15 protein-coding genes are annotated in these 16,951 nt (G+C 66.1%); 9 read left to right on the forward strand and 6 right to left on the reverse strand.

The window, feature by feature from the left end; genetic code table 11:
• The 5 genes from FHU30_RS36585 to FHU30_RS36605 all read right to left on the reverse strand — a co-directional run bounded on the left by FHU30_RS36585 (window position 1) and on the right by FHU30_RS36605 (window position 4,171).
• Window positions 1–1,356 carry a TfuA-like protein gene (locus tag FHU30_RS36585; protein WP_253882134.1) on the reverse strand — a complete coding sequence of 452 codons (1,356 nt, stop codon included), beginning with the start codon at window positions 1,354–1,356 and terminating at the stop codon, window positions 1–3.
• Entirely contained in the window at window positions 1,353–2,543 is a 1,191-nt protein-coding gene (locus FHU30_RS36590; RefSeq protein WP_253882135.1) for a YcaO-like family protein, read from the reverse strand. The genes FHU30_RS36585 and FHU30_RS36590 overlap by 4 nt, the downstream gene beginning before the upstream one ends.
• A gap of 105 nt (window positions 2,544–2,648) precedes the next feature.
• Window positions 2,649–2,864, reverse strand: a complete 216-nt coding sequence (locus FHU30_RS36595) for a hypothetical protein (RefSeq protein ID WP_253882136.1) — start codon at window positions 2,862–2,864, stop codon at window positions 2,649–2,651.
• Between the two features lie 45 nt (window positions 2,865–2,909).
• Complete coding sequence (locus FHU30_RS36600) at window positions 2,910–3,518, reverse strand: hypothetical protein (protein WP_253882137.1); 609 nt, start codon at window positions 3,516–3,518, stop codon at window positions 2,910–2,912.
• Between the two features lie 11 nt (window positions 3,519–3,529).
• Window positions 3,530–4,171 (reverse strand): hypothetical protein, encoded by a 642-nt coding sequence (locus FHU30_RS36605; RefSeq protein WP_253882138.1) that lies wholly within the window; start codon window positions 4,169–4,171, stop codon window positions 3,530–3,532.
• Between the two features lie 175 nt (window positions 4,172–4,346).
• Between FHU30_RS36605 and FHU30_RS36610 the strand changes: the two genes are divergently transcribed.
• From FHU30_RS36610 to FHU30_RS36640, 7 genes are all read left to right on the forward strand, one after another.
• Complete coding sequence (locus tag FHU30_RS36610) at window positions 4,347–5,294, forward strand: helix-turn-helix domain-containing protein (RefSeq protein ID WP_253882139.1); 948 nt, start codon at window positions 4,347–4,349, stop codon at window positions 5,292–5,294.
• Window positions 5,295–5,380: 86 nt separating this feature from the next.
• Window positions 5,381–6,154, forward strand: coding sequence for a DUF6879 family protein (locus tag FHU30_RS36615; protein ID WP_253882140.1), 774 nt, complete (start codon window positions 5,381–5,383; stop codon window positions 6,152–6,154).
• Window positions 6,155–6,230: 76 nt separating this feature from the next.
• Window positions 6,231–6,431 (forward strand): hypothetical protein, encoded by a 201-nt coding sequence (locus tag FHU30_RS36620; RefSeq protein ID WP_253882141.1) that lies wholly within the window; start codon window positions 6,231–6,233, stop codon window positions 6,429–6,431.
• Window positions 6,432–7,333: 902 nt separating this feature from the next.
• Window positions 7,334–8,632 (forward strand): hypothetical protein, encoded by a 1,299-nt coding sequence (locus tag FHU30_RS36625; protein WP_253882142.1) that lies wholly within the window; start codon window positions 7,334–7,336, stop codon window positions 8,630–8,632.
• A 678-nt stretch (window positions 8,633–9,310) separates the two neighbouring features.
• Window positions 9,311–9,808 (forward strand): hypothetical protein, encoded by a 498-nt coding sequence (locus FHU30_RS36630; RefSeq protein WP_253882143.1) that lies wholly within the window; start codon window positions 9,311–9,313, stop codon window positions 9,806–9,808.
• Window positions 9,805–12,876, forward strand: coding sequence for a coiled-coil domain-containing protein (locus FHU30_RS36635; RefSeq protein ID WP_253882144.1), 3,072 nt, complete (start codon window positions 9,805–9,807; stop codon window positions 12,874–12,876). Before FHU30_RS36630 ends, FHU30_RS36635 begins: the two co-directional genes overlap by 4 nt.
• 25 nt (window positions 12,877–12,901) lie before the next feature.
• Window positions 12,902–14,296, forward strand: coding sequence for a Wadjet anti-phage system protein JetD domain-containing protein (locus FHU30_RS36640; RefSeq protein WP_253882145.1), 1,395 nt, complete (start codon window positions 12,902–12,904; stop codon window positions 14,294–14,296).
• 819 nt (window positions 14,297–15,115) lie between these two features.
• Here FHU30_RS36640 and FHU30_RS36645 read toward each other — a convergent pair.
• Window positions 15,116–15,487 carry a DUF6086 family protein gene (locus FHU30_RS36645; protein ID WP_253882146.1) on the reverse strand — a complete coding sequence of 124 codons (372 nt, stop codon included), beginning with the start codon at window positions 15,485–15,487 and terminating at the stop codon, window positions 15,116–15,118.
• 520 nt (window positions 15,488–16,007) lie between these two features.
• Between FHU30_RS36645 and FHU30_RS36650 the strand changes: the two genes are divergently transcribed.
• On the forward strand, window positions 16,008–16,361 hold the full coding sequence (locus FHU30_RS36650; protein ID WP_253882147.1) for a hypothetical protein: 354 nt from the start codon (window positions 16,008–16,010) through the stop codon (window positions 16,359–16,361).
• A 447-nt stretch (window positions 16,362–16,808) separates the two neighbouring features.
• The coding region (locus FHU30_RS36655) for a transposase (protein ID WP_301324208.1) at window positions 16,809–16,951 on the forward strand (143 nt) is incomplete at its 3' end.

The raw sequence follows: 16,951 nt of genomic DNA on the forward strand, positions 1-16,951 counted from the left end.
CTATCGGCGGGCGGCGAGGTAGAACGGCCGGGCTGTCTCCACCGCCTCCTGGATGGACAGAATGCCGCGGTCTCGGGCCGCGGCTGTCAACGCCGCCGAGTCTGCCGTATCGAGATTCCAGTGGTCAGCTAGCTGGCGCCGGATTCGGGTCGGGTCCAGGTGGGCGGGGATGCGGCCTGGGCCGGTCGCGGCGATCTTCTGGCTGGTGGTCCAGGCGTGGACGGCCGCGCGGGCATGGGCGTCCAGGTCCAACAGGGCGCGGGCCTGCTGCGGGGTTTCGGGCCAGACGCTGGCGGTGGGGTCCAGCCGTGCCGACCGGGTCACCAGGCGCAGCAGGATCTCGCGGGGGCTCAGCTCAGAGATCTCGGAGGGGGTTGCCCAGTGCTGGACCTGGGCGCGGGTGAGGGAATCCAGGTGCAGGCCCCGGTGGTGGGCGGCGGCGAGAGCCTGGTCTTCGAGGGCGGGGGCAGTCAACCTGGAGGCGGTGTCGGTTGGGAGGGAGGCGATCCAGGCCAGCACGTGTCGGCGCCACCGCTCAGGCCAGTGCGGGTCATACAGCTGAGCGTGGTGCAGGAGCGCCGTCAGCGGTACCCGGGCTCCGTTGGCGATGGCGACTGGCCGGTACGTCGCCGCCCAGCTCCGCAGGTGCGACGTCCGCCACGGTTGTTGCTGCCAGCCGGGCTGGTCGGCGGGTTCGGGCAGGTGGCCGGTGGCTGCGAAGGTGAGGGCGAGTTCGGCGTCGACGGCCTTGATGTCGGCGGTCTCACCGTAGTGGTCGTTCCAATCGACGGCTCGCTGGCAGGCCCCAGCGAGGTCGGTGGATGCGGCGGCGTAGTGCAGGGCCTTCCAGCTTCGCCGCTGGTAGGGCAGCGCGCGGGCAAGTTCCACGAGCTGCGCCGCCTCGCCGGCGGTGATGGCTCCGGCGTCGGCCGCGGCGTTCAGTCGGTAGCGCAGGCAGACCAGCGCGGTCGACAGGGGCGCTCCGCTGGGGGTCTGTGTGACTGCGACCTCGTCGTCGGCGTCGAGTTGGCCAGTGGCGTACTGCTGGTAGACCCAGCCGACGCCGATCATCCCGTAGGGGGCCAGCTCGGCCGCGCGCAGTGCGCCCATGCTCGCGGCGCCGACGACCCTCACGTCATTGGCGAGCAGTTCCAGGATCTCCTTGTGGCGTACGGGCGGGACCTGGTGCCATAGGCCGTCGATGATCAGCACGATGTCGCCGCGCCGGGCGGCCAGGCGCAGCAGGTCACCGTGCTGGACCGGCGGGTGGACGATCGCTGTGGCTGCCAGGGCGCGGATGCGGTCGGCGGCCAGGGTCGGCCCAGCGAAGACGTGGAGGGTGGGGCCGGGGTTCACGGGGTCGCCTCCAACGGTTCCGAGCGGGGGATGACGTGGCGGGCGGAGTAGATCAGCCCCGGGGCGCTGACCTTCACCACGGCGAAGTCGTCCTGCTGGTAGGGACCCTGGGTGAGGTCGACGGCCATCGGCTCCCAGCCGGTCACGGTGGTGACGGTGCGGGCGAGCCATGCGGACTCGCCGGTGTCGGTCGTGTGGCGGCCATGGGCATATCGGCTGGTGACCTGCGCCCAGCAGGTGGTGTCCTGGACGGCAGCGGGGGGTTGGTAGTGGCCGGGCCGGTAGACCAGCGGGGTGATGTCGTCGCGGGATCCGGAGATGTGGGTGAGGCGGGACTGGGCGGCTTCAGTGATCGCTCGGGACAGGGCCACGCCTGGGTCGGAGTGCGCTCCGGACCCGGAGATGATCGCGCTGGGTGCGTCCTCGCACCACAGGTGGCACACCATCACCGGCACGGCGAACCGGTTGGGCAGATGGATGAGCTCCACCCACGCCCCGGCATCGGCGAGCAGCGCCAGATGGGAGGCGCAAACCGGGTCGGTGACCGTGCCAGGCTCGATGTGCTCCTGTGCCGCATCGAGGGAGCCCGGGGCGGGTCGGCCGGCGAGTCGGCTGGTGGTGTCGCGTTCGATCACCTCGTACAGGCCGTGAATGATCGCTTCGGCTCGGGTGTTGCCGGAGGCGAGACCGTTGGTGGAGGCGGTGAGCATGTAGATGCGCCAGTCGCTGCGCACGTGCCGACCGATCTGCACCAGGGGCCGGGGCAGCAGCGTCGGGGCACCAGTGAGGGTGGATGTGGCGGTGATCCAGTCCATGCGGCTGCGGCTGGTGAGCAGGCTCCCGGCATGCTGCTCCAACTCGGTGACGGGGTAGGGCACGCCCAGGTCGGACGCCGCCGCTCCGGACGCTTCGGGGACGGGGACGGCGCGTTCAGCGTGCCAGAACTCGATGGCCTCCATCGCGGCCGAGACGCGGGCCGCGTCCAGGGTCGCGCCCTTGCCCTGGGCGACGGCGAGGGTGGCGGCCAGCGGCCGTACCGCCATCACCACAGGAATGCCGATGGCGTCCAGGCCGGTCACGTCCGCCAGCCGGGTGATGCCGAACCTGGGTAGCAGCGGGGTGATCGCGGCGAGGGTGTCGCCGGGGTCTCGGACCCGGTGGGTACCGGTGAAGAACACCTTCTCCATGCTCGTCTCCCTCCTGGGACGCCGCAGGGCAGGCCCGATGGGTCTGCCCTGCAGGTGCGTTACCGGCGCAGCTGACCCGCTTCCGGGTCTGCCATCGGTGCGGGACTACTCAGCCTGGAGCGGCTGGGTGCCGATGAGGCGGGCGGCGTGGCCGATGTACTCGGCCGCCCAGGCGGCCGGGTCGGTGCCGAGGCTGTCGGGGACGGCCGGGTCGCCGCCCGCAGTGACAGGGAACTCGCCCTCGGCGTGCAGCTCGGCGATGAAGTCGGCCGGGTCCACCTGCGGCGGCGCGGCCTGGTCGGCGGTGGGGATGTTGGGCATGGTGGTGCTCCTTCCCAAGGGGATTGACGGGCTTGCGGAGGGTGGTCAGAGGCGTGCGGCGAAGCAGCAGGTGACCAGGACGCCAAGGTCGTGTTCGTAGGGCGGCCGCCAGTGCGGGACGCGGACCCCGTCGAAGCCCGACAGGATGCGGCGCTCGATGGGGAAGGTGCCGTCATCGTCAGGGAAAACGTCCTGGCCGGGAAAGCGCGCGGCGATCTGGACGCTGGTGAGCCACCGTAGGCGAGGGAGCCAGCCCATGGTGCCGAGGTCGCCGATCAGGCCGGCGGAGAAGGTGATGGTGCATTTGCCTTCGTCGCGGTGGACCTGCATGTGGTCGCCGTGGGTGTACCACTTGTACCCCCACCGGAGCGGAACCATCGCGTCGCTGCCGGTTGCCTCCCGTGCGGTCTCGGCGAGGGCGGGGTGGCGGACCAGGCTGATCAGTGCGTCGCCGCCGGGGTGGACGTGGCAGCGTTGCGGGGAGGTGATCGACCCGTCCCGCAGCACCTGCAGGCCCGGCACGGACCGATCCCGGGCAATCTTGCCCGGCTCCAGTTTGGCCGCCTCCTCCTCCAGGTCCTCCCACAGGTTGGTGGGGATCGCGGCAGCGGGGACGTCGACGCGGCCGTCCGACAGCCACTGAGCTCGCAGCATCTCCGATCTCCTCACAGGTCCAGGTAGGACAACGTCACCAGCCGGGCGGGCCGCTGATCGGTGTGCGGGGGCCGCCAGTGCGGGATGTCGTAGCCAGCCCATCCCTGGAGTACGCCAGGTCCGTGCGGGTGCTCCAAGACCCCGAACTGGTCCCCTTCGGGGAACATGCCGTACTGCGCCACGACGTCGGCGAGCACGTCGGGATGCACGGCGCGCAGGTCCGGAGCCCACCCCATCGGGCCCAGGTTGTCGGTGAGGGCGACCCCCAGGGTCAGAGTCGCCTTCACATCGTCGGTGTGCAGACCCTGGAAGTCGCCGTGCTGGTAGGTGACGTAGGCGCAGCCGAAGGGGACCAGCCGGGCCATACCGATGAGTTCCCGCAGCACCAGCAGGAGCGCCTTGTCGTACAGCAGCCCCTCCAGGACGGGACCGCCGGAGGCCATCTGGCAGTGCGCCGGAGCGGCGAACGACCCGTCGCGGTGGCCACTGGTCTCGGCCCGTTCATACGGCTCGCCGCGCTGCGCCGCCAGTTCGCCCTCAGCCACCAGAGCGTCGAACCGGTCGGCGGGCAGGAACCCCTCGGCGACCCGCACCAGCCCGTGCTCCTGCCAGTTCACCTGGCCCACTCTCTTGCCTGTCGTCGTCTCGGCCATCAGTACCGTTTCCTTCCACCGGTGCCGGACTGGGCGGGGCCGCCTACCGGTGCACACCCGGGTGTTCGGCCGTGTCTTCACGGTGCGCCGCCGGACGCGGAGAGGGTTAGACCATTGACCGATTTTGACCCCAAGCTCTTGGCCGTGCTGTTGCCGCTGCTCTCGGGGAGGCGGTGTGAGCTGGCCTTACGCGATCCTGGGGGTCAAACGTCGCCAAAGCCGACCCGGCTTCAACGGCCGGTACGTCAGGATTTGGTCGATGCCTTCCTCTGCTTCTTCCTCAGCGCAAGCAGCGCGCCAGCGCCTGGCTGTGCAACTCCGCCAGCTGCGTGAGGACGCCGAATTGTCGGGCGTGGCCTTCGCGGCTCAGGCCGGGTGGCGGGACTCGACCAAGGTGTCCCAGATCGAGCGGGGCCTTCGTCCAGCGTCGGCAGCCGACGTCAGATTGTGGTGCAGGCTCTGCGGGGCCAGCGAGCAGCGGACGGAGGAGTTGCTGGCCGAACAGGCGGCGGTCGCCGGGATGTGGGTGAGCAACAAGCAGCTCCACCGGGGCGGTCTCAAGCGAGCTCAGGAATCGGTGCGGGACCGCTATGAGCGGCTCAAGCGGCTGCGGGTCTACCAGACGCGGGTGATCCCTGGACTACTGCAGACCGAGGCCTACACCACCGCGGCACTGACCGCGGCCCGCCGCAGGTTGAACGTCCAGGTCGACGACGTGGCCGCCGCCGTCGCCGAGCGGATGGATCGCCAGCAGGTGCTGCAGCGGCCCGATGCGCGGTTCCTGTTCGTACTAGAGGAGGATGTGCTATGGCATCGGCCCTACCCCCGCGAGGTCCACGCTGAGCAGTTGGAGCAGCTGCTGGCGCGGATGCGCCGGCCCTCGGTGAGCCTGGGCGTGATCCCCCGCACTATCGACCGGCAGCGGACCCTTCCAGCCGAGTCATTCACCTTCTCCGACGGTGACCGGGTGACGGTGGAGTTGGTTTCAGGCTATCTGTCGGTCACCCATCCCGATGAGATCGCGCTGTACGAGGCTGCATGGGAGCGGCTGTTCGGCCTCGCTGTCCACGGCGATAGGGCTGTCACCCTGATCCGTCAGGCACTGGCCGGCCTCGACGGCTGAGGCCGCCAAGTTCCTTGACGCGCTGGGGTGAGGCGGGTCAGGGTCGAGCCGATCCATGCCGCTCCAACATCTTGCGGAGGCATGCAGTGGAACCCGATTTCATCGGTGTGGACGACAAGACCCCCGACGAGGAATGCCCGACCGTGTACGTCGACCCGCTCACCGGGGACTTCTTCTTCCAGGGCAGGGTCGTCACCGACCCGGAAGTGCTGGCGATGATCTCCGCCCACGGGCCGATCGGCGCCGATGAGGCGGTGATCTGGCAGCCCGCCCGAATGCGGCCGTTCATCAACGAGGCCGTCACCGGCTCCTACGAGCGAGGCCGCCAGGGCGCCGGCGCCCCGACGTTCAAGGAACTGCTCGCCAACACCAAACGCTCGGCCGTGCACCTGGAGATGCGTGACAGCTACGACCGCACCCATGCGGCCTTCCAGGACTGGCTGTCGGGCGGCACCGGCACCTACGACCGCTCAGCCTGGACCGACCTGGTCTCCGAAGCCGTCGAACGCGGCGTGAAGATGCGCCGAGCCAGGGTGATCTCCGAGCCCGTCAGCGACTACATCGCCTGGGAACACATGCTCACCGACGGCAACATCAAGGCCGGGGAGGATGTGCGGTGGCTCCCGCGGAAGAACGCCTTCGACCTCCTCCTGCCCGGCGCTGACCTGTGGATGTTCGATCAGCGCCTTGTCCGCTTCCACCACAACGCGGGAGACGGCAGCAGCCTGAAGCAGTACGAGTTCGTCAGCGACCCACGCCGGGTCATCCAGGTCGTGGCCGCCTTCGAGATGGTGTGGGAGCGGGCGATCCCGCACCAGGACTACCGCCTGCCCGACCCCCGCAGTGAGGGGTTCAAATAGGGTCAAAGACCTGTCTGGGCTCACCGGCCGCGGGCAATGGTCGTAGGCGTGATCTCTCCCTGCCCGAGGAGCCCAAGTGAACACCGCAGCGGCGATCCTCATCATTCTCGCCCTGGCAGTTGGCATACGGCTCGCCCGCGCACGCCGGTCATGGACGGACGTCGCAGCCGCCTTCGCCAACCTCAAGGACAAGTCTGAAGCTCGCCACAGGGAGACCATCGGCGCGATCTGGGCGGTCGTGGTCTTTGTCCTCGCCTTGTGGGCATCGGCCCGATAGAGCCGCGATCAGGATGAGTCCAGCACGCGCCAGGTGTTCGAATCTTTATGGGCGCACCACGCCCTGGCCCTGCGAAACACCATCACGGTCAAGATCAAATCACGCCCACTGTGCCCTGCTTTGCTGCCGTGGTCGCTCGGTGGTCGCTCAGCGGACTTCCAACACCCCCGACCGCGCGGTTTGTGATCCACGCCGCCCCGTGCCGTACGCGCTCATAGGACCGCCCGACGGACCCGATGGGTCCCTGAGAAACCCACCCGTGCGTCCTGTCGCGTAGACGCACGTCAGCCTCGCCGGGACGGCGTCCGGCGGAGCCAACGGGTTGACGGGTGATCGGGCCACGCCGCGCACAGGCGCGGCGTGGTTACACGATGATAATGATGGCCGCCCGGCCCGTCACGAGTCCGCGCCGCCACCCGGACTCCCGCGCCCTCGTCCACCACGTCCTCGATGACCAGCGTGGACAATCACGAGGGCACCGCACCCACCAGCGCGTCGACCTCCAGTACCTTCCAGGCTGACACGAAGCCACCCAGCGCCGCCACCGATTACGGGACAGAGCCGAAAACTGTACAGTCCCGCAGCCATGCCACCTACTGGTCTGCGGGACGCCCTGCCCGGAAGTTGCGTCAACATCACCCAGACGCATCAGTCAGGGCGGTACCCAACGCCAGCCTAGCGACGCAGAGCCTGGCCGACATCGGCCACCATGGCCCAACTGATCCAAGCAAGAGCCCTGAAATGCGGCAAACGCACACAAAACTGGCGAGGGCTGAGCGCACCCGAAGTACAGATAGCTTGTTAAGCAGGACAAACACCACCTTTAGACCAGCACAGCCTGGCACGTATGGATACCCGCAACTCACCGCGGACGTGCGGTGCCGGAAGTATGGTTGCAATCGATGTCAGCGCATCCTTCGTACGATCCAGCATCTGAGCAGATCGGTATCGACTTCTCCGCGGTCCATGAGAGCGCCACGCTCCAGGAGCGCTTCAATCCGTTCGTCGCACCTGTAGCGGCTGACGCAGGCGCGGTTACGAGGGACCCTCTGGCTCTTGAGATTGCCCAGGCGGTGCATGCAGCATTCGGCGATCTCGACATCGGTGACGGTCTGACACGCGGCGAGTTGATCGCGGCCTGCATACCGCGGTTCTCCACCGACGACGTTGCCAGCAGAATCAACGTGTTCATCGCGAACGACATGCTGCTGTCGAACGATGGTCCCGACCGTCCGCACCAGATGCGCTACCGCATCAACGACATGAGTGCGGTTGCTCTCCTTGTCTTCAGCAGACTCGACCGCGAGGGTGGAGTCCAAGAGATCGCACTCCTACTCAGCCGCACCGCCCGCGAGGTCGAAGATGGGCTGCTGCATGAAGCGGAGGTCGGCGAGCGGATCACTCAGGCACGGCATGCGTTAGCAATCAGTACCGCCAATCTGCTGCGCCTGGTTCGCGGTCGGACTATCGAGGAACTCCTCAACGAACGAAGGAGCCAAAGATCGGCCACCGCCCTGCTCGCCGAGGCAAGGTCCCTGGTCACCATCGTTACGGAACGGTTCCACTCACTGATGGGCGCAGGGCAGAGGCTAATCAGGGCAGCTTTGCGTTATTGCGAGGCAGTCGGCGAACTATGGGACCGTTTGGTGGACCTCGCCGGGACGCGGAGGGACTTCTCGATGCTGTCGCCCGAGCAGTACCGGACGGCAGCACAGAGGTCGAGCATCGACCGGCTGTCCGAAGTGTTCTCCAGGACGGTTTTCGATCCTCCAAGCCTGGCCACGAACGCGGAGCGTCTGATCGACGCCGTCGATGAATACCGGCCAAGATCTCCCCGGCGGCGACCGCCGCCTTCCTCGGCTGTTTCGTCCAGCCGCGACCCGATTGGCGAGGCACAGCAGCGCTCAGATCGAGCCCGCGAGCGCCGGATCGCCACCATCGAGATTTCGCTCCAGGGGCAGGACGCAGCCGATCTCACCAGCGTGATCAGGGCGGCGGGCTGGCCCGGAGCAGCCAAGATCGTCGTCGATGTACTGCTGGCCTCTGCGGCACCCGCTGTTCCCCTGACCGCGACACTCTCAACGGCGATCCTGACCGACCTAGCCGGTGAGGTCACCTTTGTCACCCCGATCCAGGTGCGCCGCGTCCACCCTCAACCTTCCTCCCGGGATATGACCACCACAGACAATGCTGGAAGATGACTCTGCATACTTGCTCGCCAAGCTGCGCGCCACGAGGACACAACCGTTCCCTAGAAGCGCACGTGACCTAGTTGATCTCAAGGTCGCGGCCCAACGTGTCGGCCAGACGCTCACAGAGGTACACGACAGGCACGGTGCCCGCGCACTAACGGCCTCTTGGCCGGCTGCGTCAGATCTCCTCGGACAGGAGGCTCACGAATCTTACTTCCGTCTGCCGACGTCAAGCCTCCTGTTCGTCCTTTCCGCGTGTATCCGATGGTGCTGGCCCGACCCAAACCAAACGCTTTACCCAGGCGTCCCCGTCTCTGAGGCGGAGATCCTCGACTCGCTGCAGGCGTTCTCCTCCAGCATTGAAGGTGCTAGCCATCGAATGCGAGGTTCTCACCGCGCCGCACTGCGCAGGCTCATCGCCTGCGGAGTTCTCTCTCAATCTGAGAGCGGCAGCGTGATCAGGCTGGGGCCGGCCATCGCGCTGTGGTCTGATGACGAGGTGGCCGCGCTACGCGCGGAATACCATCGGCTGCCAGGTCCGGAGACCTCCTAATGCTGCCGTCTCTGGCCGCTCTTTCGGAACAGCGCCGGGCCCAGGTCTACTCGGCCGTCGCGGCACTCGATTGCGCCCGGAGCCCAGTACCAGCCCACCTCTTCGCTGCTTTGGCGGAACCCGCCCTCCGCCGCGTGGTCGAGGAAGTCCTGGCTGCCTCCGGCCGGGTCCTGATCATCTGTCCGAATGGCATGATTTCTGGCTATGGCGACGACATTGCCGCGCGGCTCGCCGACGACGGCTTCGGCATCCTGCCTGAGGTCGACCGCGCTGTCCTCGCCCTGATATTGATCTTCAGTGTGGCCATTCCACGCGCCGAGGGCGAACTGCCCGCTGAAGCCCCGTGGACGAAGGGTCGCCCGGTCCCCAACGAACAGTTCCGGGGGTGCTCCGTACCGCCCGGGCAGGTGGAGCAATCCCTCCGGCGGCTAGCAGACGCTGATCTCGTACGCCGAGTGCCCGGCAAGGGTCTGGTCCCCGGTGCTCAGTTCCACCGACTAACCAAGCATGCGACCACCTTCCTGTTCGAGCAACTCGTCCTGCTCGCCGACCCGCATGGGTCGCTGGCCGACTCGATCAGGCGCCGCCGCGCCCATCAACACCATCGGACGAATCCGGAGACCTCGCCGTGACCGCACCCACAAACTCGCAAGAGACCTTGGCTCGCGGCGTGGTAGGCGCCCGACACTTGGTCGGCGTCCAAACCTTCGACATTGCCCGGCTCACCAACCACGCCGTTCCTCTGATCCCCGGTGCCTTTGTCGCGGTTTCTGGCGTAGGCCCTCAGGGTGACTCCAACGGGTCGGGAAAAACCAGTTTCCTTGCCGCTGTATCCGTCCTCCTTGCTGATCCACAGTGGCGGCTGTCGATCAACGGCGGACGATTCGCCGCGAATCTGCTGTTCAAACCGGACGCCGCCGGTCTCGATCCCGCCCAGCGGTTCACCCCAGCACCCTACGGCTACATTGTCGGCGTGTTCGCGCAGGCAGCCGATCCCGGCCATGGCCCGGTGACTGTCTGGATCCGTGTCTCGGCGAGCACCCCCTTCGTCGAGGCACGCTGGTCACCTGGACTGCAAGTCGCCGATGCGGACAACGAGGCAGAACGGATTCTGCAAGCCGACGGGCTCTGGCAGCAATGTGTGCCCAAGAAGCCAATCTCTGCTCGGAGGATGGCCGAAGTTCTGTACGGCGACGCACCCCGTTGTCTCACCTACTTGGACACCCAGATGAGGCCGCGTGTCCCATCGCTCCTCAGTCAACAGATGACCGAGATGGATCCCGAGACTATCGGCGACTCCTTGATTGCGCTTGCTGGCCTGGATACAGATATTGCTAGCGAGACCACTCAGCGCGGGAAGTTCCTTGAGCATGAGGGCGAACTCGCCACCGCGATAGCGAACGATTCCGCTGCCCATGCCGAGGAGGAAGCCGACCTAGCCGGGGTCGCCGCACGTCTCACAGCGCGGAAGGCCATCGAGCAGGCGCGAGGGTTCTGGCGACGCTACCTCGCCTGTAGGCTCCACCGGGCCTACGACGAGGACCGGGAGCTCGAGGGAAGCGCTGGGGAGATCCGGCAACTCGTCGTCGATGCCGAAGCTCGGCGCGACGAACTCAGCGCCCGACTAGCCGAGCTGCGGGTGCCGAAACGTCTGATCGAAACCGAGAAGCAGAAGCGCCGCGAACGGGATCAACTGAGGACATCGCTCGACAGCGTCCGTTCTGAGCGAGCGACCGTCACCGCACGCCAGGCTCAGTTGGCGACGGAACTCCCGGCACTACGCTCGCTGGCAAAGAGCTGGTCTGGCGACAGTGTCGACATCGCCCAACAGACGGTCACGGAACGGCGCCACGACTTAGCTCACGCCAAGGTATTGGTTGAGCAGTCCACCATCTCAGTCGAAGAGGCCGAGAGTGATCTACGCCTCACCGAGGCCGGTCTGTCCGGAAGGTCAGGAGAGACGATCCGGCTCCTGGACGAAATCGGCATTGAAGGCATCGGGGTTCTCGACATTGTCGAGCCGGATCCGGATTCCCGTGATGCCTGGGAAGCCCGATTGTGGCCCTGGCGTGACGCTGTCGCTGTGCCCGAGGAACGCCTAGCGGAGGCCGGTGACCATCTCGCGTTCCGGCTACCGGGAGCTCAGCTCGTCGGTGTGCCATCGGATCCGCGGGGTGGTCCGCTCGCCAGCCGCGGGCAGGAGTCAGTCACCGACTTCCTCGCCAGACTCAGCCAACAAACGGACACGCATCCAGGCGGTGTCGCCTTCCCCGATCTGAACGCGTTCGTCGTCACTGGTTTCGATCCACCGGTAGCGGGTCGAGACAGCCGCGTCAGGGCGGCTCGAGACCAGCTATCTCAGGTTCGTGAGCTTCTGAAGGATGCCCAGCGAGCCGTCCTTGTCGAAGAAAGCCGCCTCAAGCTAGCTGAATCAAACCTGCAGACCGCTCACGCTGCTGCGCGTCTTGCGGAGGTTTCCGCTGAGGAAAAGGAGTTGGACGAGAAGCTGATCGATATCGACGGCCGGTTGCGCACTTTTTCCGAGCGGCAGGTACCGGTGGAACTAGCCTGGGAGGAGGCTCAGTTTGCCGTTAAGTCGATCCAGACCAGCATCGACACCACCCAGGTGCTCCTCGATACAGCACAGGGAGACGTCGCCCGCCAGAGTGCGGCGCGCGAGAAGGTTCGCAAACAGCGCGACGCTCTGGCGGTCACCACCTGGCTCCAACTCTGGGGCGAAGGCGTCGATGCTGCAGCCGAGATGGCGTCGGCCGAGTCGGCTGTGGCCAGAGGCCGTCCTGAAAGTCTGAAACGCCGTAGCTCTGAACTCCTTAAGGAGGCGCTGCGAACCTTCGGCGTCGAGACAGATCACATCGATGAAGGCCTACCCTCGGATCTCCAAGAGGCGGCAACTCTCAGAGAACGTTTCTCCGATGAGACGGATTCCCACGGGCCCGCCGTCATCTTCGACGACGTGAGCGCGCCCCTCCTCAGCAGGATTGCCGGCGCCTCGGACAACGACCGGGTAATCACAACACGCGTCGCCGAGCAACGCCAGATCCGCGAGAACGTCATCGCCGAACTCAGGGCCGAAGCCGAGGCGAGCGCGGAAGTATTGCAAGGCCTACAGGAGATGCTGGAGCGCCACATCGAGGGAATTTTCAGCCTAATCAGCGAGGCATACCACCGCCTCGACGTCCATCGCGGCGGTTACGGTGCCGTCCTCGACTTCATCAGCGTTCGCCCCGAAGGCGCCGGCGAATGGCGGTGGCGCGTGACGCCGCGCTGGCGCCGATCCCGCACGGGCACACCGATCTCCTATCAAGAGACAGCCAACGGCGCACAGGTGAAGGTCCAGGCGATCCAGTTGGTCCTCGCCGCGATGCTCGCCGACAGCGAGCCCCGCGGACGCGTGCTGGTCCTCGACGAACTCGGCAACAGTCTCGGTGAGGTGAACCGGCGCGACACCTTGGCGGCACTCGGGAAGGTCGCCGACGAGCAGCAGGTAACGATACTCGGCACTTGCCAGGACAGCGTCCTAGTCGACGCCGCCGACTACTGTGGCGAGCTTCTCTGGTTTGAACACACGACCACTTCGGAGCCCTACAACCAGCCCACGCGCGCCTGGGGCTTCGATGAAAATCGCGCCCGCGCCGCTCTCGGCGCAGATTGGATCAAGCATGGACGGCCGCCTATCTGAATCGTCGACGGCGCCCAGTCGGGGTGTGCCTCTCCTGGTCAGTGCAGCCGAGGGCCGTACCGAGGTGTTCCTCCGTGGACTACCCGCCGGTGCGAAGGCGGTGACCGTCCCGCGGCCCGGCGTCGACGGTCCGCGCATTCCCCGCGATAGAAAGCGGCGTATCAATCCGGCCAAGGTAGACCTGGTCGCGAAAGCACCTGTCCCTGCCTTCGCCCCGCCGCCCGAGTTGACGCGGAGCGAGCTGATAGCGGTTCTCCGAACAAAGGCCTTCCGCCAGTGGAGTTCAACTCAGAAGGAATTCGGTGAACGTGCCTGGACCATCGTTGTTGCGCTCATCCAGGCTGGTGGCATTGCCCTCCGCTGCGACGTCATCAACGGGCTCGACTATGTCCCGAAGTCCTGGCGGCTGACTCAGCCCTGGGCCGACCTCGCCGAAGATCAGCTCGACGAGTTGCTCGGCAGACCCGATCCTGACGCGATCCGCGCGGAGTTGGTTCGTTTCATGGAAGCGGTCCCGGAACTCGCTCACGAACGCGATCTGCTGCTGGGACTGCCAAAAGGGTCAAAACTAACTGTGCCCTCTGCCTCTTCCGCAGGAACCGATCGGTGGACCGTTTACGAAGCCGCAGTTCGCGCAGCCTCCGTATGGTGGTCGCGTACGTCCTCGGGCGAGCGAATGACCGCCAAGGAGCTCGCGGCCATCGCGCTGCGGGGCTCGAAGAAATGGAGCACCGCGCGTATACAGTCGTTCGCCAACCTGATCGGTACCCCCTTTGATCGGGCGGTCGACCAGACCGACACCGAGGTGAGGCTACGAGGACCGTTGGTATGGAGCGTCGGCGGTGTGGCCGCAGACGCGACACGCGGACGCCCCTGGATCAGCCTGCCCGTCAACGGCGTCCGTCTGCTCGGGCTGGTGGAGTGCGAGGCCGTAGGCATCCTCCTGATCGAGAACGAGGATACCTTCGAGCGGATCTGTACACAGACCGATTTGAGTGATGACTGGCTGTTGATCTGGGGAGCGGGCTACGCCAGCACCGGTCTGGCTGTGCTCCTAAGATCCTTTTCTGATCTTCCCCTCGCGGCTTGGTGTGACCTCGACGCCCACGGCATCCAAATCCTGACCGAATTGGCCGACCGGGTAGGTCGACCCATTCGTCCCGTCGCCATGAACCAAACTCTCTTCGACAGGGGAATCAAGTACCAACAGGAGCCTGATAAGCAAAAGGCCAACCTGAACCTGGCTGAGCGTCTAACTGCCTCGGCCCCCGCTTCCCTAATCCCCCTAGCGAAGGCCATCGTTCGAGCCAAAGGCGCGGGCTGCGAACAAGAGTCGCTATATCTTGAAGTTATCCCCCACCTCCGCGACCTCCTTGCAGTCGAACGAGAACCAGCCAGCCCACCAAGCCCGCAATCATGACCTGGAGAGGAAAGCTCCCAGCCCCGGGCAGGCAGCGCACGACGACGAAAGATGCTGTTGCACTGAAATTGATCTCCCGATCGGAGACAATGACAACATGACCGTACGGAGCCGGGTCCGTGCCATCCTGATCGCCCGCGACGCCCGCCTGCTCACCAACACACGCCTCCAGCCCGACCGGAGCCCCTACTGGGTTCTGCCAGTCGGCGGTACCGAGTCCGACGACGCCAACCCGGAAGCAGCACTAACCTGGGAAATCCGCGAAGAACCCGGCCCCGCCGCCCACGTCGGCGGACGTGGTCGCTCCGTGGTCGCTCCGTGGTTGCGGCAGCCCATGACAGGGGGCGGCACGGGACGACACAGAAAGCGGCACGTACACGGACAGTGCAACACGTTCCGGCATAGCCACAACCCCGCCGACACGGCGCCCAGCCACTTCTAATCTGCCGGTCGGGGGTTCGAATCCCTCTGGGCGCGCCCGGTCTGACCTGCAAAAACACCAATCGGCCCGCAGCGGATCACCGCCGATCACCGCCCGTTTCGCACCGTTTTGCCGCCGCGTCTGCTCCCTGGTCGCTCCGACGATCACCCACTAGCGCGCATCACCCCAGGTCATCCCCGCTATCGACGTGGCCTCCGCACGGCCGTCGACCGGCCCGTAGGGCCTCGTGGCGACGGCCCGCCATGGGGGGGCCGGTGCCATGCGTGAGCGCGCATCGGTCCCGTCAGGGCACCGCATGTATGGACGGGCCCAATCGTGAACGCGGGGCCCAATGGGATTCGTCAATCCCCGTTGGTGAGCCGAGTTCGGTGACCGTCTCAGACGACCATCGCGCGGACATGGACACGGCTGAGCTCGATCAGCATCGCGATGCTGGGGTCCTCAGTGGATTGCAGGGCCGGCAGTCGTCGGCCGCTGCGGTCTACCAAGACGATGGCGGTAGCGGTGAATCCCTCCATGAGAGACCGGAGGATCACGTGGTTCGAGCGTGCGTAGCAGCAGATCAGGGCATCGGTGAATGCGCTGAATGCCTCGATGCCGATCTCGCATTCGTCCTCTTGCATCGGACCGAGACCGGATGAGAGGCCGATGAGCGTGGCGAAGGACTCTGCCGCCCGCAGGAAGACCCGAGCAACGCCTGTCGCGGGGTTCCAAAGGACGCGCCCGCCTGTCTGGAAGTACTGACTCAATGGCTCTCCTCGCCGCTGATCTACTTACTGATCCTGATCAGTATCAGCCGAGTGGAGGACCATGCGGCGTGGGCTGCGGCGGGCCAGGCAGGTCAGTGCGGCGTCGGGTTTCTTGCCCCGGCCCTCTTCCTGTCGTAATACCTCCTGATCAGGGGGTCAGCGAGGGGGGCGAACGCGGACAGGAACACCCGCGCGTTTTAGAGCCTTGCTGCCGCCCCCTTGGGCGGATGATCCTCTGTGATGGAGGAGCCGAGGCGTTTGCCGACCCAGGCCAAGCTGGCGCAGTCGGCCAGGCGCCCCGGGGTGGCGAACACTTGGACGTCGCCGATCTCCATCAGGATCTGTGCGACAGCCCTGCCCTCAGCCCCTGCGACATCGCAGTCAGGCTCACTTGACGCGGCGCAGCGTCACCTTTTCGCGACCACGTTGTTACCAACCAGAAACATAACCTCTAAAGGATCTCTTCTTGACTACCTGACTGACAGTCCTGGAATTCCGGCGCAGGTGAGGGGTGCACCGCATGACGCAGTGGGATCGGGAGAAGATCCTCAGGGCGGCGAGCGAGCTGGAGAGCGCACTGGAGGGTGGATCCGGGCCAGGGGGCGTGGCAGATCTTGAAAGCCGTGCTCACCTGACCGCTGCGCAGATCGGCGACTGGGACGCGGGGCGCAATCTCGCCAAGACGACAGACATGGCTCGGCAGGGATTGACACAGGCCTATGTCGACTTCATCGACGAGTACCGCGCTGTCATCGAGGCGCTCCGCCGGAGCGCGGGCAATTACGGGGACGCCGAGAGCGACACTCTGGCTGCGACGCGAGGGGTCGACACGGGCGAGCGGCCCCGCAGGCAGCAGAGTCGGTTCGCCGAGTAGGCGCAGGGAGCGACATGAGTAAAACGGGGAAGACGTACGCCCTCAAGGTCGGGAGCCAACCTTCCGGCAATGCCGCGGGGTACGACGCGGCGGCGGTCAAGCGGTTATTGGAGCAGACCGATCCCGGGGCGATCAGTGAGGCAGCAGCCGCTTACAGGGCAACCGTGGAACATCTCAAGACGTTGGAGGAAAGCCTCGGGCATGCCGTTTGGCTGGTAGAAGGTTCGGCTTGGGACAGCGACGCAGCGGACGGGGCGCGTGCGTCCCTGAAGCGCTTGTCCCGATCGGTTTCCAACATGGCAACTTCAGCAGGTCACGCGAATACGGCACTGCAGCAGTACGGTGCAGTGCTACCCCAGTACAAGAACGTGGAGTGGCCGGCCGATCCCGTCCCGCCTAGGGCCTGTCTGACAAAAGATCGTGTTGGTCGGGGTTGGTCGGGGTTGGATGATCGTTGTGGTGAGACGTGGTGAGTTGACCGATGCGGCCTGGGCGCAGATCGAGCCGTTGTTGCCGCAGGGGGTTGGGCCGGGTCGTCGGTGGCGAGACCACCGGCAGGTGCTCAACGGCATCTTGTGGCGGTTGCGGAC

It is taken from the genome of Actinomadura rupiterrae (assembly GCF_024172125.1).
GTDB lineage: Bacteria > Actinomycetota > Actinomycetes > Streptosporangiales > Streptosporangiaceae > Spirillospora > Spirillospora rupiterrae.